Here is a 20,350-nt window from a genome sequence, read left to right on the forward strand (position 1 = left end):
CTCCGGGACGGCGGACGGGAGAATGGATACAGTGATGTATCCGATACACATGTGTATCCTACGGTGAGTCGGACGTGCGAAACTGTGCGCAGGATGTGAAAGTGAGACCATGACGATCCCCGTGACGAAGCGGCGTGAGAGCACGCGAGCGCGATTGATGGATGCTGCCGCGCAGGTGTTCGCCGAGGTCGGGCTCGAGGGCGCCAGCGTCGAGGCGATCTGCGAACGCGCCGGGTTCACGCGCGGCGCCTTCTACTCGAACTTCGACTCCAAGGACGAGCTGTTCCTCGAGCTCGCCTCGACCGTCGCGGAGCAGCGTCTGGCCTCGGTGCGCGGGCGCATCGAGGAGTTCGTCGCCGCCGGGGTGCTCAACGGCGACGCCGACCCCATCGAGCTGGTTCAGAAGGTCATGGACTCCGGCCTGGACGACCGTCTGAGCGTGCTCATGATGAGTGAGATCCGCATCCGTGCGCTGCGTGACGAGGTCTTCGGGAAGGCCTACCTCGCGCAGGATCGGGCGATGACCGCGAGCATCGAGGAGATCGTCCAGGGCATCGTCGACTCGGGCCTGTTCGCACTGCGGATCGATGTGCCCACAGCGGCGCAGATGCTCATGGTCCAGTGGGAGGGATGCATGGCGCGCGCGGCGGTGTCCGGATGGGACGGCGAGAAGCTGCACCGCGCCGGTGCCGAGGCGCTCGGCCAGCTGGTGGACCTGCTCATCGCGCCCGCCGCAGGCTGAGTCGGCGCTACTCCCGGGCGAGCAGCGCGTGGCAGCGCTCGAGGCGCTCGAGCCACCAGTCGCGACGCTCGGCGGATGCTGCCAGCCGGTCGAGCCGCGATGCATCGGGCGTGACGCGTCCGACGGGGATCGCGCCGTCGGACGGTGAGAGGTCGGCGACGTCCTCGACGAACAGTGCGCCGGTTCCCAGGCCGCAGTCGTAGTCGAGGTGGGGGAGCGCGGCCGCGAGCGCGGCGCCCTGCGACAGCCCCACGGCGGTGTCGAGCGCGCTGGAGATCACGGCGGGAAGCCCCGCAGCGACGACGATCTGCAGCGCGCGGGTCAGGCCGCCGAGCGGCTGCGCCTTGATCACGATGAGGTCGGCTGCGCCCGCACGCGCGACGGCCAGCGGATCGTCGGCTTTGCGGATGCTCTCGTCGGCGGCGATCGGGATGCCCATGTACTTCACGCGCGTGCGCAGCTCGGCGAGCTCGTCGACCGTGGCGCACGGCTGCTCGGCGTACTCGAGGTCGAACTCGGCGAGGGCGTGGATCGCGTGCTCGGCCTCGTCGACGTTCCATGCGCCGTTCGCGTCGATGCGCACGCGCCCCTCCGGCCCCAGCGCGTCGCGCACCGCACGTACTCTGGCGACGTCGTCGTTCAACGACTGTCCGGGTTCGGCGACCTTGACCTTCGCCGTCCGGCATCCGGAGAATCGTGCCAGCACGGCGGCGACGTCGGCGGCGGCGACGGCGGGCACCGTGGCGTTCACGCCGATCGACTGCCGCAGCGGTGCGGGCTGAGTGTTCCAGGCGGAGTCGATCGCCGATGCGAGCCAGACGGATGCCTCGGCATCCGCGTATTCGATGAACGGCGAGAACTCGGCCCAGCCCTGCGGGCCCTCGAAGAGCAGAGCTTCACGAGTGGTCACGCCGCGGAAGCGCGTCGTCATGGGGAGGGCGACCACGCGGGCCGTGTCGAGCAGCTCTGCGAGCGACGGGTTCATGTCCCCATCATGCCCTTGTGGGCCTCATCGGGCCGCGTGCCGTGCCGAATCTGGGCGCGCGTGTGATCCCGGGGCCGTCCCGTGCCGACGGTGCGGGCGAGGGCTCAGGCGAGCCGCTTCTGCAGTTCGCCCATGAGCTCGGACGGGGTGAAGCCCAGACGGCGGTTGATCGCCAGCATGTGCTCATTGACGCCGGCATTGTACGTGTAGACCGCCCGCACGTCCGAAGCGTGCTCCTGCAGCATCCGCAGGTTCGCGAGCTTCACAGCCATGCCGAGACGGTTGCCCCGGGCCTCGCGCCGCACGAACGTGCCCCACTGGTACGCGTTCCCGTCATCGCCCGAAACAACCAGCTGCGTGTACGCGACGACGCTGCCGCTGCCGTCGCATGCGACAGTTCCGAAGCTGCGTCTGTTCTGCCGCGCGATCAGCGCCTCGCTCCTGCGGATCTCCTCGATGTCGGCCGTGGCCTGCTCGAGGTCGAGATCGCCGACCGGGGCCTCCGTCTCGACGGCGGCCTCCAGCTCCGCCCATCCGCCCACGACGGCCTGGGGAACGCTGCCGATCCACGACCGCAGGGAGAATCCCGCAGACCGGGCGGATGCTTCGGCGCTGAGCGCATCGAGATGAGAGGGCGGGATCGGCAACCGCAGGCGGCTCTGCACGTCACCGAGCGCCAGTGCGTAGCCGTGGCGTCGCGCGAACTCCCGTCCAGGAACGCCGGAGCCGTCGTCGCCGGCGCTGCACGGCCACGACGCGTTCGACTTCATCACGGTGCGCCCTGCGTCCTGCGCCTCGGCCTCGAGCGCGACGAGCACGGCCGTGCCTATGCCCTGGCGGCGCAGCCCGGGTGCGACATGCACGCCGAGCGTCGCCACTCGGGTGTTGTCGCGCAGCGGCAGCGCGAGGCGTCCGCCCGCGACGATGTCGCCGCCTATGCGGGCGAGGTAGGCACGGCGGTCGATCGACTCGGTGTCCTGCTGCAGCTCGTGCCTGGACTCGTCTCGCGTCCACACCGCCGTGCCGGCGCCGCGGTCAGCGCGTTCGGCGGCGGCGTAGATGTCCCACCACAGGTCCACCGCCGCTGCGTCGAACGGGTCGATGCGGATGAGTTCGAGCATGCTGCAACCGTAACCCGACCGAAGTTCCAACAATGGCTGTTTGACAATAGTGTGTGACACACAGTAATGTGATCGTCATGAACGAGACGCTTGACACGCACCTGCAGGAACTGCGGCGCGGCACCGTGGTGCTGGCCTGTCTGCAGCTGCTGCGCACCCCGGGTTACGGCTACGGCCTGCTCGAGGAGCTCGAGCGCCGCGGCTTCGCCGCCGACGCCAACACGCTGTACCCACTGCTTCGCCGGCTGGAGAAGCAGGAGTACCTCACCAGCGAGTGGAACACCGACGAGGCACGGCCTCGCAAGTTCTACCGCACCTCGGAAGCCGGCATCCGGCTCGCCGACACTCTCACTCAGGACTGGCTCGCGCTCACCGCAGCGATCGCCACACTCACCGACCAGGAGAACTGACATGACTGCGACAACACTCACCGAGCGGTACATCGCCGCGACCGTCAAGAGCATCACGCCCACGGCCCAGGACGACGTCCGCGCCGAGCTCGCGGCATCCATCGACGACGCGATCGAGGCTCGTCTCGACCAGGGCGAGCCCAGGGAATCCGCCGAGCGCGCCGTGCTGACCGAGCTCGGTGACCCTGGCATCCTCGCCGCGAGCTACGCCGACCGTCCGCTGCACCTGATCGGCCCGCGCTACTACCTCACCTGGTGGCGGCTGCTCAAGCTGCTGCTGTGGATCGTCCCGCCGTTCGCGGCCTTCGGCGTGGCACTGGCCCAGGTTCTCGCCGGTGCGACGGTCGGAGAGGTGATCGGCCAGGTCGTCGCCGTCACGATCAGCGTCGTCGTGCACCTCGTCTTCTGGACCACCCTCGTGTTCTTCGTGCTGGAGCGCACCGGTGCAGATACCGGTGTGCGGTGGGATGTCGACCAGCTGCCGGAACCGACGGTCAACGGCGTCGGGCGCGCCGACCTCATCGCCTCACTCGGATTCCTCGTGATCGGCGTCGGTGCGATCTTCTGGGACCGCTTCCTCGGGTTCTTCCCGACCGGAGGCGACCCCATCCCGGTGCTGAACCCCGGCCTGTGGCCGTGGGGCATCACGATCCTGTTCGCGCTCATCGTCGCCGAGGTGCTGCTGGCCGTCGCGATCTATGCGCACGGACGCTGGAACACGCTGTTCGCGTGGATCAACACCGCGCTCGCCGTGGCGTTCGCGGTCTGGTCTCTGACGCTGCTGGTGCGGGGCGAGCTGGTCAACCCCGCATTCCTCGACTTCGTGGTCACCGCCGGCGGTGAAGGCTTCGCGCAGGGCGACGCCGGAGCGGCGGAGCAGGGCGGCGTGTTCCGCATCCTCGCCGTCCTCACGGGGTTCTGCCTGATCGCGTTCCCCGTGTGGGACATCGTCGACGGGTGGCTCAAGACTCACCGCGCTCGCCGCCAGGCATAGGCTGGGGCCATGGTCTCCGAGCTCTTCGATCCCGCCGAATGGGTGCTCGCGCCCGGTGCTGAGGACTACACCGACATCACCGCGCATGTCACGCACGACGGCGGCGTCGCCCGCATCGCCTTCGATCGTCCTGAGGTGCGCAACGCCTTCCGTCCGCACACCGTGGACGAGTTGTACCGGGCGCTCGACATCGCCAGGCAGGACCCGAGGATCGGCGCCGTGCTGCTCACCGGCAACGGGCCGAGCGCGAAGGACGGCGGGTGGGCGTTCTGCTCCGGCGGTGACCAGCGCATCCGCGGGCGTGACGGCTACAAGTACTCGGACGACGAGAAGACCGTCGCCGATCCTGCGCGAGCCGGTCGCCTGCACATCCTCGAGGTGCAGCGCCTGATCCGCTTCATGCCCAAGGTCGTCATCGCCGTCGTCCCTGGCTGGGCGGCAGGGGGCGGGCACTCGCTGCACGTGGTGTGCGATCTCACGGTGGCGAGTGCGGAGCACGGGAGGTTCAAGCAGACGGATGCCGACGTCGGCAGCTTCGATGCCGGTTACGGCTCGGCGTACATGGCCCGCCAGACCGGGCAGAAGTTCGCGCGTGAGGTGTTCTTCCTCGCCGAGGAGTACTCCGCACAGCGTGCATACGAGATGGGCGCGGTGAACCGGGTCGTTCCCCATGCGGAGCTCGAGCGCGAAGCGCTGAAGATGGCCCGCACGGTGCTGACGAAGTCGCCGACCGCCATTCGGATGCTCAAGTTCGCGTTCAACGCGGTCGATGACGGTCTGGTGGGCCAGCAGGTGTTCGCGGGCGAGGCCACGCGTCTCGCCTACGGTACCGATGAGGCCGTCGAGGGCCGCGACTCCTTCCTCGAGAAGCGCGACCCCGACTGGACGTCGTTCCCCTGGCACTTCTGACGTGGAGGCGCACCGATGACACACCTCATCGCCACGCAGGCCGAGGATGCGGCCCGACTGCAACAGGACCTCGCCCGCGCACTCGACGGCGGCCCCGCACTGGCGCTGGGGATGCTGGCCCTCGGATCGTCGGATGATGAGCCGGAGGTCGTCGAAGACGGCACGGCGGTGGTGATCGGCACGTCCGGATCGAGCGGCATCCCGAAGCGGGTCGTGCTCAGCGCCGAGGCGCTGAGGGCCGGTGCGGAGGCCACTGCGGGCCGGATCGGCTCTGGGAGCTGGATGCTCGCGCTCCCGGCCGGGTATGTGGCGGGGCTGCAGGTGCTGGCGCGCTCGATCCTCGCAGGCACCACTCCGGTCGTGCTCGACGGGGCCTTCTCGCCCCGCAGCTTCATGGATGCGACGCAGCAGATGGTGCGCGGCGGCGAGCCGCTGTTCACGTCGCTCGTACCCGCACAGGTCGCGACCCTGCTGGACGCGTCGATCGAGGACACCGGGGTGCTCGCGGCGCTCCGTGCGTACTCGGCGATCCTCGTCGGCGGCCAGGCGCTGCCCGATCCGGTGCGCGAGCGTGCCGCGGAACTCGGCGTACGGCTGGTGCGCACTTACGGCTCGACGGAGACGAGCGGCGGATGCGTGTACGACGGTGCGCCGCTCGAGACGGTGGCGGTGAAAGTCGTCGACGGCGAGCTGCGCATCGCCGGCCCCATGCTCGCGGACGGCTACCTCGGGGATCCGGTGCTCACCGAGACCACGTTCGTGCGCGACGAGCACGGCATCCGCTGGTATCGCACGGGTGATCTCGGCGTCGTGGAGGACGGCATCGTGCGGGTTCACGGGCGCGCCGACAACGTGATCGTGTCGGGAGGCGTCAACATCTCCCTCGACAGGGTCGAGCGCATCGTGCGCAGCATCCCAGGGCTCACCGGCGCGGTCGTCGTCGGCGTCGACGATGACCGATGGGGCGAGGCATCCGTGATCGTCGCGGAGCGGGGCGAGGCGCTCAGGCGCAGCGAATCCGAGCAGCTCGCGCACGCGCGCGGCGTCGTCGCGGAACAGCTGGGCAAGCCCGCCCGCCCGGCACGCATGATCATCGTCGACGAGATCGCGACGCTGAGTTCGGGCAAACCCGACCGCGAAGCGATCCGACGTCTGGCCGCCGAGCTGCGCTGAGGATCCACGAGAGGAAGAGCATGGCCGTCTACACCCACGGGCATCACGAGTCGGTGCTGCGTTCGCACAGCAATCGCACCATCGCGAACTCGGCGGAGTACCTGCGTCCGCATCTGCTGCCCGATACGAGGCTCCTCGACGTCGGTGCAGGGCCGGGCACCATCACGGTGGATTTCGCACAGCATGTCGGCCACGTCACGGCGACCGAGATCGGCGAGGCCGAGCTCGCGCTGTCGCAGCGGCTGGCGGCAGGGCAGGGCGTCTCGAACATCGACTTCTCGGTCGAGGATGCGCACGCGCTGAGCTTCGCCGACCACACCTTCGACATCGTGCACACCCATCAGGTTCTGCAGCATGTCGCCGATCCGGTGCAGGCGCTGCGCGAGATGCGCCGCGTCACGAAGCCGGGCGGGCTGGTCGCCGCGCGCGACGCCGACTATGCCGGGTTCATCTGGTTCCCGCTGGCACCCGAGCTCGACGCGTGGCTCGACCTGTACCGCCGTGCCGCGCTGGCGAACGGCGGGGAGCCGGATGCCGGGCGCCGTCTGCTCTCGTGGGCACGGGCCGCGGGGTTCGAAGACGTCACGGCGAGTGCATCCACGTGGTGCTACGCGACTGCCGAGGAGCGCGCATGGTGGGGCGGCATGTGGGCCGACCGGATCGTCGAGTCCGCACTCGCACGCCAGCTCGTGAACGACGGCTTCGCGACGACTGCCGACCTGCGGCGCATCAGCGCGGCGTGGCGCACGTGGGCGGATGCCGCCGACGGGTGGTACCTCGTGCCGCACGGCGAGATCCTCGCGCGCGCCTGAGCGGGATCCGAGTTTCACGCGGCGGAGGATGTTGCGGACGTCGGAGGTTCTCGGCCGATTCCTCCGACGGGCGTCACACACTCCGCTGTGCGTGACACCGGTCCGCGGTCGAGCCCCGGATACATCGCTGGACGGATGCCGGCGACCGGTGCCTCGCGTACCGTGAGATGGTGATCCGTCCGCTGTCCCGCACCTCGCTCGTCCTCGACATCGTCGGGGCGTTCGTGATGTTCGCGTTGCTCACGCCGACGTCGTTGGTGTTCTACGCGCCGGGGAACCTCAGCACCACGGTTCCGGAGGCCGTGGGCGTCGCCGGCCTCGTCATCGCCGCGGTGCTGCAGTGCGGCGCGGTGGCGATCGGGCGACTCGCACCGGGGATCGCGCTGGCGGTCGCCTGGGTCGGCGCGGTCGTGCAGATGGCGGTCGGTCTCGGGCCGCTCCCGATCAACGTCGCGATTCTCGGCGTGCTGTACGCGACGGCCGCATGGGGCACGACACGGGTGTTCTGGGCCGGACTGGTCTCCTCGTTCGTCGGCGGCGTCATCGCCGCGGCCTACATCGCCCTCAGCAACGAGCAGTTCTTCGCCGCGGGACTCTCCAGCACCGTCGCCACCTTCGTGATGATCGCGTTCATGAGCATCCTCGCGCTCGGTTCGCCGTGGCTGGGCGGATTCGGGTGGCGCATGGTGCTGCGCTGGCGCGTCAGCCGCGAAGCGCAGACACGCGCCGAGGTGGCAGCTGCCGAGGAGCAGGAGCGCGTGCGCATCGCCCGCGACATGCATGACGTCGTCGCGCACTCTCTGGCGGTGATCGTGGCGCAGTCCGACGGGGCGCGCTATGCGGCGGCAGCGGACCCGAAGATCGCGACCGAGGCGCTGGGTACGATCTCGCAGACCGCGCGCGCGGCGCTGTCGGACGTGCGGATGCTGCTCACCCAGCTGCGGCACCGCCAGGGCGACGGCCCGCAGCCCACGATCGCCGACCTCGAGCAGCTTTTCGCGCAGGTGCGGCAGGCGGGCGTCGAACCGCGTGTGACCGTCGATCCCATGCCGCCGGGCGAGCCGCCAGGTGCGATCCAGCTCGCGGTCTACCGCATCCTGCAGGAGGCGCTGACCAACACCATCCGGCACGGTGCCGGAGGCGCCGTCGACATCCAACTGGCGTGGCTGCCGGATCGCGTCGAGATCGACGTGCGCAACGCGGTCGATTCGGCCGCGGCGGTCGGAGCTGCGAGCGGGCACGGCCTGGTGGGCATGCGCGAGCGCGCACAGCTCGTCGGCGGCAGACTCACGGCCGAGCGTGCGGGCGGGGAGTTCGTGGTTCATGGGACACTGCCCATCGGAGAATCGCCGCACGGATCGGAGGAGCACGCATGATCCGCGTCCTGCTGGTCGACGATCAGGCGCTCTTCCGCGCCGGGATCCGGATGCTGGTCTCCTCCCAGCCCGACATGGAGGTCGTCGCCGAGGCCGGGGACGGGCAGGAGGCGCTCGCCGCAGTCGCACGGGTGAGCCCGGACGTGGTGCTCATGGACATCAGGATGCCGGTGATGGACGGGCTGACCGCCACGGCCGAGATACTGAAGTCGCCGGATGCGCCGAAGGTCGTGATGCTGACGACCTTCGACCTGGATGAGGCGGCCGCTCGTGCCATCAGGCAGGGCGCGAGCGGGTTCCTGCTGAAGGATGCCGAACCGGAGTTCCTGCTCGCCGCGATCCGCACCGTGCACTCCGGGTCCAACGTGATCGCGGCATCCGCCACTCGTGAGCTCTTCGCGCACTTCACCGAGGCCGCGAAGCCGGTGCCCGCGGCCTACGCGTCGCTGACCGATCGGGAGCGGGAGATCTTCGCGCTCGCCGCACGTGGTCTGTCGAACTCCGAGATCGCCGGGCGGGAGTTCCTCAGCGAGGCGACGGTGAAGACGCACATCAGTCGCATCCTCACCAAGCTCGCGTTGCGCGATCGGGTGCAGCTCGTGGTCTTCGCCTTCGAGCACGGACTGAACTGACCCCGCGCTCTCCGGGATCATCCTTGAGATGTATGCGGATGATGCGCACGGGCGATGCGCAGCGGCATCCGCTCTTCATAGCGTCGTAGGTATGGAGATCACGACCACAGACCTCGGGCTCGCAGCCCGTGTGCAGCACCTCACGAAGTCCTACGGCAGGGGCGGGAGCGCCGTCACGGCTCTCGACGACATCAGCGTCGGCATCCGCCGCGGGCAGTTCACCGCGATCATGGGTCCGAGCGGCTCTGGCAAGTCGACGCTCATGCACATCATGGCCGGCCTCGACGCCCCGACCGAGGGGCGCGCATGGATCGGCGACACCGAGATCACCGGACTCGGCGACCTCGACCTCACGATCCTGCGGCGACGCCGGGTCGGTTTCATCTTCCAGGCCTTCAACCTCGTGCCGACGCTCGACGCGATCGGCAACATCCTGCTGCCGTTCGAGCTCGACGGTCGCAGGCCCAGCGCGATCGAACGCGCACGGATCGACGGACTCGTCGAGACACTAGGCCTCGGCGCCCGCCTGAGGCACCGTCCGCACGAACTCTCCGGTGGGCAGCAGCAGCGCGTCGCGATCGCGCGTGCGCTCGCCACCGCGCCGGATCTGGTGTTCGCTGACGAGCCGACCGGCAACCTCGACTCCGCGAGCGGACGCGAGGTGCTGCAGCTGCTGTCGAACGCGAGCCGCGAGCACGGCCAGTCCATCGCCATGGTCACGCACGACGCGATCGCCGCCAGCCATGCCGACCGGGTGCTGTACCTCGGTGACGGACGCATCGTGGCCGATCACCCGCGCCAGAGCGCGGAGCAGATCGCCGCATACATGCTGGCCGCGGAGGTGGCGGCGTGAGCGCCGTGGCGACCGTCGTCTCCGACACCACGAGGACAGGACCGCGCCTCACCTGGCTGCGGGACCGGGGGATGGGGGCGAGCGTGCTCGTCGCCGCGCTCTCGTCCGCCCTCGGTGTGGTGCTGGTCGAGACGACCGCGTACATCGGCGCGATGTTGAAGGCCGACCCGTACATCGGTGACAGCGGAACGCTGGCCGTCGTGGTCGCCCTGCTCTCCGTGCTGCTAATCGGGGTCGCGCTGTACGTCGGCGCGATCGTCACCGCCAACACCTTCTCGACGATCATCGCTGGACGCACGCGCCGCATCGCGCTGGTGCGGCTGATCGGCGGCAGCGCCCGTTCCCAGCGGGTGGAGGTCGCGAACCAGGGACTTGTCGTCGGCGCGCTCGGCGCACTCATCGGCCTGGTCGTCGGCTTCGCGATGGTCTGGATCGGATCGGTCGTCGCCGACAGGATGCTGGGGGCACTGCCGTCGTTCACCCTGATGCAGCCGGCGATACTCATCCCGGCGCTCGGGGTGGCACTGACGACGTGGGCCGCAGCCTGGGTCGGATCGCGGCGCGTGCTCGCGGTGACTCCGCTGCAGGCGATCGGAGGCTCAGTGGAGCGCTCGCACGACGATGCCGCCCGTCGTCCGGCCAGGCACGTCGGAGCGCTGCTGCTGCTCATCGTCGGCGCGGCGCTGCTGGCGTTCGGCGTGCTCATCGGACTGGTCACGCCGCTGGGAGTGGTCGTGGCGTTCTTCGGTGGGCTGTTCTCGTTCACCGGGATCTCGCTGGGCTCCGTGCTCGTGATGCCGCCGCTGCTGCGACTGGTCGGAAAGCTGTTCGGAAGGTCGGCGACCGCCCGTCTCGCGGCCGAGAACGCGCTGCGGTACCCCGAACGCTCCAGTCGCATGGCGATCGGGGTCGTCATGGGTGTGACACTGGTGACGATGTTCGCCGTCGCGCTGGAGTCGGTCAAGGTGCTGCTGGCGAAGGCCGCGGGCGGAGAGCTCGATTCGGAGTTCTCGCTCATCATGGACAGCTTCGCCGCCATCATGATGGTGCTCGTCGGCGTCTCGGCCGTGATCGCCGCTGTCGGCCTGGTCAACCTGCTCACGATCGGAGTGGTGCAGCGGCGGCGCGAGCTCGGACTGCTGCGTGCGATCGGGCTGTCGAACGGCCAGGTGCGGCGGATGATCCTGCTCGAGGCGCTGCACATCACGATCACGGCGACGGTGACAGGGCTCGTGCTCGGCGTCGCGTACGGCTGGATCGCCGCGCAGTCGCTGCTCGGTTCGGTGCGGATGCCGCCGAACTTCGACACCGCAGGGCTCGTGTCGCCGGCAGTGCCGTGGATCCCCGTGGTGGTGATCATCGGCGCGACCGCGGTGCTGACGCTGGTGGCCGCTGCGACGCCCACAAGGCTCGCGACCCGCGTGGCCCCGGTCGAGGCGCTGGCCGTCGACTGACCCGCTTCTCCCGGCGGGTCTCGTAGGCTTGGGGGATGCCGCAGCCGTTCGATCAGTCCACGTACCAGGTCCGCTTCGAGTGGGGTACGGCCGGACTGCGGCGTCTCGCGCCGGCCGACGTGGTCGTGGTCGTCGACGTGCTGCGATTCTCGTCGACGGTGACGGATGCCGTGGCATCCGGCCGCGCGGTCGCACTCACGGATGCTGCGGGCTGGTCGCGCAACGGCGCAGCGGTCGCCGCAGCGGCCGCAGCAGGGGAGGCGACCGTGCTCCTCGGCTCGCTGCGCAATGCGTCGGCGGTGGCGAAGACGGTGCTCGAGCTGCAGAACCGTCGGCAGCAGCGCACCTCGGTGGCGGTGATCGCGGCCGGCGAGCTGACGGATGACGGCGAGTTCCGCTTCGCCGTCGAGGACCAGCTCGGGGCGGGCACGATCATCGCGGCGCTGAGCGATCTCGGCGCGGATCACACGTCGCCGGAGGCCGCGGCCGTCTGCGAATCAGCGCGCGGGCTGCGCCGGGCCATGCGCCATCTGCTCACGGCATCCGGCTCGGGCAAGGAGATCGCGGACGGCGTCGCCGCGACCGCGCGGATCGAAGGTGCGGGTCTCGTCCCGACCGGGACTGCGGCCGCCGCAGAGGTCGACGCGACCGACGCGGTGCCCGTGCTCAGCGACGGCGAGTTCGTCGCGTTCGTGTGACTCGGTAGTCGTGCGCGGCTCGCGGGGTCGCAGCTACTGGGGGCGCGGCATCTGGGCGGCCAGCTTCACCTCGGCCGTGATCTCGCGACGGGTCCACGTGAACTCGAACCGTGGGTCGAAGGTGCGCGAGCACTTGACGCACGACGTCGCCCTGCCCGGCCTGCGATGCCGGTACGTCACGTGGCCGGCGGGGCAGGTGCCGATCCACGGCGCCAGCTCTTCGGCCGTCTCACCGTGATGCGTCGTGCCGCCGACGTACCCGATGTCGCGGGCGATCAGCTTCCACTTCGCGCCGTGCGCCGCACGATGGCCGGCCAGCGCATGCGCCACCTCGTGAAGGAGCACCTGATGAATCTCATCGTCGTCGAATCGTGCGGCCAGGTACCGTGACACGGTGATCCGCTTGGCGCGGAAATCGCACTGCCCGGCACGACGCTTGGCGTGGTCGAAGCCGAACGACCACGAGTCGTCGAGGTGCAACCGGATAAGTGCGTCTCCCCAGATGCGCACACGGTCAAGTTCCGCCATGCGCCTAGGCTAAATCATCCCGCCGACATCAGGGGCGCGCGACGTGATTCAGCTGCTGACGAGCTGCCCGCTGCGGCGCTTCTCCGCGGCCTCGATCGCCAGCAGTGCGACCTCGAGCTCGGCATCCGCTGCGCCGGCCTCCCTGCGCAGGAAGAGGGCCTGCTTGAAGCTCGTTCGCGCCTCGTCGAAGTCGCCGGCGTCGTACGCGTTCTTGCCGTGGTGCTGGTGCGCGAACGCCGCGATCGACGCCCACCCCTGTCCTTCGGCCTCGGATGCGCAGGTCGCGAGCTCCTGCTCGGCGGCGGCGTGCGCACCGCGGTACTGCAGGATCGTCGCGTGCAGCACGCGTGCGCGCAGCACGTCCTTGCGGGTGCCGGCCATCCGTGCGACACGCACCGACTCGTCGGCGAGCGCCAGCGCGTCATCGAGCTGACCGAGCACCTTCAGCAGCCACACCCGCTCCAGCAGTGCAGGCAGGCTGCGCTGCGACTCGATCTCGACCAGCCGTTCTGCGCATTCGACCTGATCGACCAGCTCACGAAGAGTCTCTGGATCGTAACCCTTGATGTAACCCATGTGCTCTCCCTCCGCGGCGCCTCGCTCCAGTCTGCCTGTCGGATCTGCGGACGAGCTCGCGGCACGCCCCGGAGTGCGATTTCAGCGCAGGAAGATCGACGCATCCGGTTTCGGAGACGCCACGGCATCCGCATCCGTGACGACGCGCGCCCCCTTCGCGAAGGCTGCGACCTCGGCGTCCTGGGCGATCTTCGCCGGATGCGGGCCGGCTGCCAGCATCCGTGGCAGCCATTCGGTGGGCAGTGGAGAGGGCGATGCCGCGATCACCAGATTCCCGAACCGGCGGCCCTTGAGCACCTGCGTGTCGGCGAGCAGCGCCACCTCGGGGAGCACAGCGGCGATCGTGGCGACCTGGCGCCTCGCGAAGACGAGGCCCGGCCCGTCGGCGACGTTCACGAGCAGGACGCCGGTGGGTGCGAGGAGCTCCGACAGTTCGCGGTAGAACTCGACGCTGGTCAGATGCGCCGGGGTCTGCGCGCCCGAGTACACGTCGGAGACGACGAGGTCGCAGGCGCCGGTGAGCGCGGGTGGCAGCTTCTTCGCACCAGCGCGCGCGTCGCCGATCCGGATGCGGATCGACGCACCGCGAGGCAGCGGCAGGTGCTCGCGGACGAGTGCCGCGAGCGGTGCCTCCCATTCGATCACCTGTTGACGCGATCCCGGCCTTGTCGCCTCGATGTATCGGGGGACGGTCAGCGCACCCGCGCCGAGATGCACGGCGGTCAGCGGAGCGCCGGGGGAGGTCAGCTGGTCGATCACTGCGCCCATGCGCACGACGTACTCGAAGTGCAGATGCGTCGGGTCATCGAGATCGACGTGGGACTGGGGCGTGTCGTCGACGATCAGTTCGAAGCCGGTGGTGAACTCCGACGGCGAGATCACCGCGATACCGCCGTGATCGAGTCGCGCCCGCGGGTGCTCGGTGTCCTTCGCGCGCGTCCGTCCCATGTCATCGACCCTATGCGCCTGGTGCGTGTTACAGGTGTATGACGATCCCTCGCAGGAGTTGCAGGTATTTTGTTAGTGATGAATACTTTTTCCTGATCGGCATGCAACCGTTGCGCGCCGAGGCACTTTCAATGAGGAGATTCACCAGATGAAGAAGCGCATTCTTCCCATCGTGGCGCTGGGCGTCACGGCATCGCTGGGCCTCGTCGCGTGTTCCGGCGACGCGGGTAACGGCTCGGCCGACGGTGAGGACCAGACCCTCAGCGTCTGGATCATGCAGGGCACGAACCCTGACTCCACCGCGTTCCTCGACGAGGTCTCCACCGCCTTCAAGGAGGAGACCGGCGCGACCGTCGAGTTCGAAGAGGTGCAGTGGGCCGACGCGCACGACCGCTTCGTCACCTCGATCGCCGGTGGCACGACCCCCGACATCGCCGAGACCGGCACCACCTGGACCGCGGAGTTCGCCGACGCCGGCGCCCTGGTCCCGCTCGACGAGTACGTCGACGCCGAAGACGGCCTCCGCGATGACCTGGTCGAGGGCCTCGAGGTCGCCGGCACCTACGACGAAGAGCTCTACGGCATGCCGTGGTACGCCGGCGTCCGCTCGCTCGTCTACCGCGCCGACATCTTCGAGGAGCTCGGACTCGAGGCTCCGAAGACCTGGGACGACATCGTCGCCGCAGGCGAGGCCATCAAGGCCGCGCACCCCGAGATGCTCGCATTCCCGGTCGCCGGGGACTCCGAGTTCTTCGTCTACCCGTGGGTCTGGGGCGCCGGCGGCGAGATCGCCACGCTCGACGGCGACACCTGGACGAGCGAGCTCGACAGCGAGAAGTCGCAGGCGGGCATCCAGTTCTACACCGACCTGGCCACGAAGCACGGCTTCTCCTCCGCAGGCGCGACCACCTGGAAGGAGACCGACATCCGTGACGCGTTCACCCAGGGCAACGTCGCGATGATGCTCTCCGGTTCGTGGACGCCCAACGCGCTCATCGAGACCAACCCCGACCTCGAGGGCAAGCTCGGCGCAGCCGTCATCCCCGGCGAGGACGGCGACATCGCTCCGTCCGTGCTGGGCGGATCGCACCTGTCGGTCTTCAACACCACGAAGAACGCCGACCTCGCGTGGGAGTTCGTCCAGTTCATGACCACGGGCGAGTTCGCCGAGAAGTGGGCAGAGCAGACCGGGTACTTCCCCGGTGTCGCCTCGGCCATGGAAGAGGCACTCGCCTCGACCGACCCGCTGGTCGCTCCGTTCGCCGAGCAGATGGTCGACGGCGGCGCATCCGTGCCGGTGACCCCGAACTTCGGCGCCGTCCAGGCGAAGAAGACCACCAACGCGATGATCCAGTCGATCCTCAGCGGGCAGAAGGACGTCGCCACCGCGACGAAGGATGCCGCAGCCGAGATGACCGAACTGCTCAACCAGTAACAACCAGTTAGGCAATACCTCTCCATGTCGACGGTGCACGCACCGCTGCCGACACCCACGGAGGCGGGGAACACCCCCGCCTCCGTGGCCGGCGGCCGCCGATCAAATCGGTTCCTCTCCATCGCCAAGGCACGCCCTTGGCTGCTCCTCGCCCCCGGGCTCGCGATCCTCGCCGGGCTCATGCTGTGGCCGCTGGTGCAGGTATTCATCTACTCGCTCCAGGACTACGGCCTGCGGGAGATCAACACCGGGGAATCGAACTTCATCGGCTTCGACAACTACGTCGAGGCGCTCACCAACCCGACCCTCTGGACGGTCGTCCTCCCGAACACCGTCGGCTTCGCCGCCGTCGCGGTGTTCGCCACGGTCACGGTCGGCACCCTCGTGGCGCTTCTGCTGCAGCGACTGGGCACGACCTGGCGCGTGATCGTCTCCAGCTGCATCATGATCGCGTGGGCGATGCCCGCCGTCACCGGCACGTATGTCTGGACGTTCATCTTCGACGCCGACCGCGGCGTCTTCAACGACATGCTGCAGGGTCTCGGGCTGATCGACGGCTCGGTCAACTGGTTCACCAACCAGTGGTCGTTCTACGCGATCGTGCTGCTGAACGTCGTGCACCACGGGTTCCCGTTCGTGGCGATCACGGTGCTCGCCGGTCTGCTCGGCGTCTCCAAGGAGATGCTCGAAGCGGCGGCCCTCGACGGCGCCGGCGCCTGGCGCCGCTTCTGGAGCATCGTCTTCCCGACTCTGCGCCCCGTCTTCTCGGTCGTGATCATCCTGTCGACCATCTGGGACTTCAAGGTGTTCGCGCAGGTCTACCTGATGCCGGGCGGCTCCGGATCGAACCGCTCCGTGCTCAACCTCGGTGTCTGGTCGTACGTCGAGTCGTTCGGTCAGAACCGCTACGGATTCGGCGCCGCGCTCGCCGTGCTGCTCACACTCGCGCTGATCGGAATCACGATCGTGTACATCCGCTCGCTCATGAAGGAGGACGAACTGTGAACCCGAACGACAAGTCCGTCCTGTCGAAGGTCGGCATCGGCGTCGGGGTCGCCGCGGTGCTGATCTTCACGCTCTTCCCGGTGTACTGGATGGTCTCCAGCGCCTTCGACAAGAACGCCTCCAGCGGTGGGCGCTCGTTCTTCCCTGAAGAGCTCACCTTCGACCACTTCGCGTTCGTCTTCACCGAGGGCGGGTTCGGCGTGTTCCTGCGCAACTCAGCGATCGTCGCACTCGTGACGGTGCTCGTGAGTGCGCTCGTCTGCCTGCTCGCCGCCGTCGCGGTGGCGCGCTTCAAGTTCAAGTTCCGCACGACGATCCTCATGATGATCCTCGTGGTGCAGATGGTGCCGCTCGAGGCGCTCGTGATCCCGCTGTTCCTGCAGGTGAAGAGCCTGGGGCTGCTCAACAGCATCATCGGCCTGATGATCGTGTACGTCGCGCTCTCGCTGGCGTTCGGCATCTGGATGCTGCGCGGCTTCGTCGCAGCCGTCCCTGTCGAGCTCGAGGAGGCCGCGTACATCGACGGCGCGAGCTGGTGGCGCATGTTCCGCTCGGTGCTGCTGCCGCTGGTGATGCCGGGCCTCGTCGCCACCAGCATCTTCAGCTTCATCACGGCGTGGAACGAGTTCATCTTCGCCATGACGATGCTCGGCGGTGCGAGTGATCAGTACACGGTCGCGATCGGTCTGAAGTCGTTCTTCGGCCTGCACTCCAACGACTGGGGAAGCATCATGGCCGCCTCGACGATCATCACGATCCCCGTCATGATCTTCTTCGTCATCGTGCAGCGCCGGCTCGCGAGCGGCATGGTCGCCGGAGCGGTGAAGGGATGACGGACGACCTCACCCGTCTCGCCAACAGCGTGCTGTGGCCGGGGTTCTTCGGAACGACGGCACCGGAGTGGCTGCGCGCGGCTCTCGAGGACGACCTCGCGGGTGTCGTGTACTTCGGCCAGAACATCTCGGTCGACCTTGCAGCGCTGAGCGCGGAGATCCACGCGGCGAACCCGCAGGCACTGATCGGCATCGACGAGGAGGGCGGCAGCGTCACCCGGCTCGAGGTCGGCACAGGGTCGACGCTCCCCGGAGCCGCGCAGCTCGGCGTCGTCGACGACCTCGCCGCGAGCAGGGCGACCGGCATCGAACTCGCCCGCAGGGCGCGTGCGGTCGGTATCGACGTCGTGCTCGGACCGGTCGCTGATGTGAACACCGACCCGCGCAATCCGGTGATCGGCGTGCGCGCATTCGGCGCGGATGCCGCACTCGTCTCCCGCCACGTCGCAGCGACCGTCGAGGGGCTGCAGGACGGGGGAGTGGCCGCGTGCGTCAAGCACTTCCCCGGCCACGGCGACACCCATCTCGACTCGCACCACGCGCTGCCGGTGATCACCCTGGACCCCGCCGAGATCGAGGACGTGCACCTCGAGCCGTTCCGTTCGGCGATCGCAGCGGGCGCCGACTCGATCATGACGGCGCACATCGTCGTCCCCGCGTGGGGTGAGCGGCCGGCCACGCTGAACCCGACCGTGCTCGGCCGTCTGCGCGAGCTCGGCTTCGAGGGCGTCATCATCACCGATGCGCTCGACATGGCCGCCGTCCGCGAGTCGGTCGGGATCGGCGGAGGAGCCGTGCAGGCGCTGGCCGCAGGGGCCGATCTGCTGTGCATCGGCAACCCGACCAACCCCGGTGCCGCCGCTCTGCCCGATCAGGACGAGCGCGACTATCTCACCGCGCGTGAGGCGATCGTCGCGGCGCTCCGCGACGGCACTCTTCCGCGAGAACGCGTCGAGCAGGCGCGCGATCGCGTTCGTGCCCTGGCGGCGAAGCTCGCCGTCGGCGTGCCGGATGCCGCGGACGAGACCCCCTACGACGGTGCGGCGATCGTACGGCGTGCCCTGCGTGTCACGGGCGCGATCGACGTGCAGGCGGATGCCACGGCATCCGCTGTGTCCCTCATCGACGCGCGCCGGCGTTCGACGCTCGCGGTCGACAGCGCGGCGTCGTACGTCGCCGACGGTCTCGCCGGCGACGGCTTCCGCGTGCGGCTGGATGTCGACCGTGCGACGGATGAGGAGCGGGATGCGGCGCTGGACGCGGCGCTGGCGGCCGAAGGGCGCCTCGTGCTGCTGGTCGACCGGCCAGACGTCGCCGACGCCCAGCGGGCGCTCATCGACGACGCTGCCGACCGCGATCCGGGCGCCGTCGTGGTGAATGTGGGCCTGCCGGCCCGGCATCCGTTGCCGCTTCCTGTCGTCGAGGTCGCTGCGGCGAGCCGTGTCGGCGCCGAGGCTGCTCGCGCGCTGCTGCTCGGTCGCTGACGCGCTCCTGCCGAACGCTCAGTTCAGGTTGCCCGCGGAGCAGGTGTCCTGCCCGACGTTCGTGCCGCTCACCTCGGGAGGAAGCGTCGCGCGGTCGTCGGGTGCCGGACTCTCCTCTGGGGCGGGGGTGTCCTCCGGCGCGGGCTCCGTCGGGGGAGTGACCTCCTCCACACCGCCGTTGGGACTGGCCCCACCGGTGAGCTCCAGCGACTGGTTCGCGGCGAGTGCATCCCACAGCGCGGCGGCGGATTCGTAGTCAGGCACGACCTTGTCCTCGTCGTACGGGGCGGTGAAGCTCGGGTACTGCACGAACACGAAGTCGTCGAACGGCACGTCCTTGATCGCGAGGGCGAGCTGCCCGAGCCTCAGCGGATTCGAAAGAGATTCGCTCGGCACGATGTTCTCCGCCACCGTGCTCGCCAGGCGCAGCACCTTCGAAGGATCGCTGAGCACTTCGTCGCTCAGGATCTTCCTGGCCAGGCGCGACATGTACTGCTGCTGGTTCGAGATGCGCGCGAGGTCGCTCTCGTCGCCCACGCCGTGCCTGGTGCGCAGGAACTGCAGCGCTTCGAGGCCCTTCACGTTGCGGATACCGGCCGGCCAGTCGATGCCGGTCTGGGTGTCGCTGATCCCCGGTTCGCCGATGCACACCTCGACGCCGCCGATCGCGTCGGTCATCTGGATCACGCCGTCGAAGCTCAGTTTGGCGGCGAAGCCGATCGGCACGCCGGTGAGCTCCGTGATCGTCTGCGCCACGCACGAGAGCCCCGCATGGCCGTACACGCTGTTGAGCGACTGGGTTCCCTGCGCCGACGCGACCGACCCGTCCTCGAGCTCGCACTCCGGGACCTCGACCATGAGGTCGCGGGGAAACGACACGACCGTCACCTTTCGCGGCGACTCCGACACGTGCACGAGCAGGTTCGCGTCGTTCAGGATGCCCTCGTCGCTCTCCTCGCAGCGTTCGCCGAGCCAGCGATCGGAGATCGGGCCGCATTCGTCGGTCCCGAGCACGAGCACATCGAAGGCGCCGGGGAACTCGCCGAGCGCCGGCGGTGCGATGTCCGGTGCCCCTTCGAGACCGACGGAATCCGCCGTCGCACGCGTCGCGAGATCGATCGCGATGAATGCGCCGACACCGATCGTCGCCACGAGGACGGTGCTGAGCGCTGCGCCGAGCAGCTTCACGCCGGTCGATGTCCTGCTCGGCGACGGCAGCGTCGCGTGGCGGGCGACCGTCGAGCGGTGGAGCGCGTCGGGCAGCTTCTTCATCCGGTGTCCTCCGATCCTGCCTGACGCTAACACGTAGCCGTTACTCAGCTGATACCGGATCGCAACACGGATGCGTTTGGATTCCAGGAGCGTGCTGGGTAACGTCATTG

21 protein-coding genes are annotated in these 20,350 nt (G+C 69.0%); 15 read left to right on the top strand and 6 right to left on the bottom strand.

What is annotated here, in order from left to right:
- The first annotated feature begins 109 nt into the window (after positions 1-109).
- Positions 110-742, top strand: coding sequence for a TetR/AcrR family transcriptional regulator (locus ACYVG2_RS09400; protein ID WP_460780718.1), 633 nt, complete (start codon positions 110-112; stop codon positions 740-742).
- A 7-nt stretch (positions 743-749) separates the two neighbouring features.
- On the opposite strand, the gene ACYVG2_RS09405 is transcribed toward ACYVG2_RS09400, so the two are convergent.
- Together ACYVG2_RS09405 and ACYVG2_RS09410 are read right to left on the bottom strand one after the other, a co-directional pair.
- Complete coding sequence (locus tag ACYVG2_RS09405) at positions 750-1,727, bottom strand: o-succinylbenzoate synthase (protein WP_460780719.1); 978 nt, start codon at positions 1,725-1,727, stop codon at positions 750-752.
- Positions 1,728-1,831: 104 nt separating this feature from the next.
- On the bottom strand, positions 1,832-2,848 hold the full coding sequence (locus ACYVG2_RS09410) for a GNAT family N-acetyltransferase (protein ID WP_460780720.1): 1,017 nt from the start codon (positions 2,846-2,848) through the stop codon (positions 1,832-1,834).
- Between the two features lie 77 nt (positions 2,849-2,925).
- On the opposite strand from ACYVG2_RS09410, the gene ACYVG2_RS09415 reads away from it, so the two are divergent.
- The 10 genes from ACYVG2_RS09415 (at position 2,926) to ACYVG2_RS09460 (ending at position 12,159) form a co-directional block, all read left to right on the top strand.
- Positions 2,926-3,258 carry a PadR family transcriptional regulator gene (locus ACYVG2_RS09415; protein WP_460780721.1) on the top strand — a complete coding sequence of 111 codons (333 nt, stop codon included), beginning with the start codon at positions 2,926-2,928 and terminating at the stop codon, positions 3,256-3,258.
- A gap of 1 nt (position 3,259) precedes the next feature.
- The gene (locus ACYVG2_RS09420; RefSeq protein ID WP_460780722.1) at positions 3,260-4,252 is read left to right on the top strand and encodes a permease prefix domain 1-containing protein; all 993 of its coding nucleotides are present in this window, start codon (positions 3,260-3,262) and stop codon (positions 4,250-4,252) included.
- Between the two features lie 9 nt (positions 4,253-4,261).
- Positions 4,262-5,161 carry a 1,4-dihydroxy-2-naphthoyl-CoA synthase gene (locus ACYVG2_RS09425; RefSeq protein WP_460780723.1) on the top strand — a complete coding sequence of 300 codons (900 nt, stop codon included), beginning with the start codon at positions 4,262-4,264 and terminating at the stop codon, positions 5,159-5,161.
- Between the two features lie 15 nt (positions 5,162-5,176).
- Entirely contained in the window at positions 5,177-6,334 is a 1,158-nt protein-coding gene (locus ACYVG2_RS09430) for an AMP-binding protein (protein WP_460780724.1), read from the top strand.
- A gap of 20 nt (positions 6,335-6,354) precedes the next feature.
- Positions 6,355-7,146 carry a class I SAM-dependent methyltransferase gene (locus ACYVG2_RS09435; protein WP_460780725.1) on the top strand — a complete coding sequence of 264 codons (792 nt, stop codon included), beginning with the start codon at positions 6,355-6,357 and terminating at the stop codon, positions 7,144-7,146.
- Positions 7,147-7,316: 170 nt separating this feature from the next.
- Positions 7,317-8,522 (top strand): sensor histidine kinase, encoded by a 1,206-nt coding sequence (locus ACYVG2_RS09440; protein WP_460780726.1) that lies wholly within the window; start codon positions 7,317-7,319, stop codon positions 8,520-8,522.
- Entirely contained in the window at positions 8,519-9,154 is a 636-nt protein-coding gene (locus ACYVG2_RS09445; protein WP_448966291.1) for a response regulator, read from the top strand. The genes ACYVG2_RS09440 and ACYVG2_RS09445 overlap by 4 nt, the downstream gene beginning before the upstream one ends.
- Before the next feature lie 91 nt (positions 9,155-9,245).
- Complete coding sequence (locus ACYVG2_RS09450; protein WP_460780727.1) at positions 9,246-10,007, top strand: ABC transporter ATP-binding protein; 762 nt, start codon at positions 9,246-9,248, stop codon at positions 10,005-10,007.
- Positions 10,004-11,461, top strand: a complete 1,458-nt coding sequence (locus ACYVG2_RS09455) for an ABC transporter permease (protein ID WP_460780728.1) — start codon at positions 10,004-10,006, stop codon at positions 11,459-11,461. The genes ACYVG2_RS09450 and ACYVG2_RS09455 overlap by 4 nt, the downstream gene beginning before the upstream one ends.
- 35 nt (positions 11,462-11,496) lie before the next feature.
- Positions 11,497-12,159: a 2-phosphosulfolactate phosphatase gene (locus ACYVG2_RS09460; protein ID WP_460780729.1), complete on the top strand. Its 663-nt coding sequence runs from the start codon at positions 11,497-11,499 to the stop codon at positions 12,157-12,159.
- A 33-nt stretch (positions 12,160-12,192) separates the two neighbouring features.
- Here the strand turns inward: ACYVG2_RS09460 and ACYVG2_RS09465 are convergent, their stop codons facing one another.
- The 3 genes from ACYVG2_RS09465 to ACYVG2_RS09475 form a co-directional block, all read right to left on the bottom strand.
- On the bottom strand, positions 12,193-12,687 hold the full coding sequence (locus ACYVG2_RS09465) for a SprT-like domain-containing protein (RefSeq protein ID WP_460780730.1): 495 nt from the start codon (positions 12,685-12,687) through the stop codon (positions 12,193-12,195).
- 48 nt (positions 12,688-12,735) lie between these two features.
- On the bottom strand, positions 12,736-13,263 hold the full coding sequence (locus ACYVG2_RS09470; protein ID WP_448966286.1) for a hypothetical protein: 528 nt from the start codon (positions 13,261-13,263) through the stop codon (positions 12,736-12,738).
- 81 nt (positions 13,264-13,344) lie between these two features.
- A complete protein-coding gene (locus tag ACYVG2_RS09475; RefSeq protein ID WP_460780731.1) occupies positions 13,345-14,211 on the bottom strand; it encodes a spermidine synthase in 867 nt (288 codons plus the stop codon).
- Between the two features lie 148 nt (positions 14,212-14,359).
- Here ACYVG2_RS09475 and ACYVG2_RS09480 point away from each other — a divergent pair, with 148 nt between their 5' ends.
- The 4 genes from ACYVG2_RS09480 to ACYVG2_RS09495 are packed head-to-tail and all read left to right on the top strand — an operon-like array spanning position 14,360 to position 18,968.
- Positions 14,360-15,646 (top strand): sugar ABC transporter substrate-binding protein, encoded by a 1,287-nt coding sequence (locus ACYVG2_RS09480; RefSeq protein ID WP_448966284.1) that lies wholly within the window; start codon positions 14,360-14,362, stop codon positions 15,644-15,646.
- Between the two features lie 24 nt (positions 15,647-15,670).
- Positions 15,671-16,651, top strand: a complete 981-nt coding sequence (locus tag ACYVG2_RS09485) for a carbohydrate ABC transporter permease (protein WP_460780732.1) — start codon at positions 15,671-15,673, stop codon at positions 16,649-16,651.
- The gene (locus ACYVG2_RS09490; protein WP_448966282.1) at positions 16,648-17,484 is read left to right on the top strand and encodes a carbohydrate ABC transporter permease; all 837 of its coding nucleotides are present in this window, start codon (positions 16,648-16,650) and stop codon (positions 17,482-17,484) included. Before ACYVG2_RS09485 ends, ACYVG2_RS09490 begins: the two co-directional genes overlap by 4 nt.
- Entirely contained in the window at positions 17,481-18,968 is a 1,488-nt protein-coding gene (locus ACYVG2_RS09495; RefSeq protein WP_460780733.1) for a glycoside hydrolase family 3 protein, read from the top strand. The genes ACYVG2_RS09490 and ACYVG2_RS09495 overlap by 4 nt, the downstream gene beginning before the upstream one ends.
- An 18-nt stretch (positions 18,969-18,986) precedes the next feature.
- Here ACYVG2_RS09495 and ACYVG2_RS09500 read toward each other — a convergent pair whose 3' ends face one another.
- A complete protein-coding gene (locus tag ACYVG2_RS09500; RefSeq protein WP_460780734.1) occupies positions 18,987-20,240 on the bottom strand; it encodes an LCP family protein in 1,254 nt (417 codons plus the stop codon).
- Positions 20,241-20,350: the final 110 nt, after the last annotated feature.

The sequence above is a fragment of the Microbacterium shaanxiense genome (genome assembly GCF_054779995.1).

What these genes read in the sequence shown, in the direction of transcription:
- ACYVG2_RS09400 (WP_460780718.1), top strand. Translation starts at nt 110, where the DNA reads ATGACGATCCCCGTGACGAAGCGGCGTGAGAGCACGCGAGCGCGATTG.
- ACYVG2_RS09405 (WP_460780719.1), bottom strand. Translation starts at nt 1,727, where the DNA reads ATGAACCCGTCGCTCGCAGAGCTGCTCGACACGGCCCGCGTGGTCGCC.
- ACYVG2_RS09410 (WP_460780720.1), bottom strand. Translation starts at nt 2,848, where the DNA reads ATGCTCGAACTCATCCGCATCGACCCGTTCGACGCAGCGGCGGTGGAC.
- ACYVG2_RS09415 (WP_460780721.1), top strand. Translation starts at nt 2,926, where the DNA reads ATGAACGAGACGCTTGACACGCACCTGCAGGAACTGCGGCGCGGCACC.
- ACYVG2_RS09420 (WP_460780722.1), top strand. Translation starts at nt 3,260, where the DNA reads ATGACTGCGACAACACTCACCGAGCGGTACATCGCCGCGACCGTCAAG.
- ACYVG2_RS09425 (WP_460780723.1), top strand. Translation starts at nt 4,262, where the DNA reads ATGGTCTCCGAGCTCTTCGATCCCGCCGAATGGGTGCTCGCGCCCGGT.
- ACYVG2_RS09430 (WP_460780724.1), top strand. Translation starts at nt 5,177, where the DNA reads ATGACACACCTCATCGCCACGCAGGCCGAGGATGCGGCCCGACTGCAA.
- ACYVG2_RS09435 (WP_460780725.1), top strand. Translation starts at nt 6,355, where the DNA reads ATGGCCGTCTACACCCACGGGCATCACGAGTCGGTGCTGCGTTCGCAC.
- ACYVG2_RS09445 (WP_448966291.1), top strand. Translation starts at nt 8,519, where the DNA reads ATGATCCGCGTCCTGCTGGTCGACGATCAGGCGCTCTTCCGCGCCGGG.
- ACYVG2_RS09450 (WP_460780727.1), top strand. Translation starts at nt 9,246, where the DNA reads ATGGAGATCACGACCACAGACCTCGGGCTCGCAGCCCGTGTGCAGCAC.
- ACYVG2_RS09460 (WP_460780729.1), top strand. Translation starts at nt 11,497, where the DNA reads ATGCCGCAGCCGTTCGATCAGTCCACGTACCAGGTCCGCTTCGAGTGG.
- ACYVG2_RS09465 (WP_460780730.1), bottom strand. Translation starts at nt 12,687, where the DNA reads ATGGCGGAACTTGACCGTGTGCGCATCTGGGGAGACGCACTTATCCGG.
- ACYVG2_RS09470 (WP_448966286.1), bottom strand. Translation starts at nt 13,263, where the DNA reads ATGGGTTACATCAAGGGTTACGATCCAGAGACTCTTCGTGAGCTGGTC.
- ACYVG2_RS09475 (WP_460780731.1), bottom strand. Translation starts at nt 14,211, where the DNA reads ATGGGACGGACGCGCGCGAAGGACACCGAGCACCCGCGGGCGCGACTC.
- ACYVG2_RS09480 (WP_448966284.1), top strand. Translation starts at nt 14,360, where the DNA reads ATGAAGAAGCGCATTCTTCCCATCGTGGCGCTGGGCGTCACGGCATCG.
- ACYVG2_RS09485 (WP_460780732.1), top strand. Translation starts at nt 15,671, where the DNA reads ATGTCGACGGTGCACGCACCGCTGCCGACACCCACGGAGGCGGGGAAC.
- ACYVG2_RS09495 (WP_460780733.1), top strand. Translation starts at nt 17,481, where the DNA reads ATGACGGACGACCTCACCCGTCTCGCCAACAGCGTGCTGTGGCCGGGG.
- ACYVG2_RS09500 (WP_460780734.1), bottom strand. Translation starts at nt 20,240, where the DNA reads ATGAAGAAGCTGCCCGACGCGCTCCACCGCTCGACGGTCGCCCGCCAC.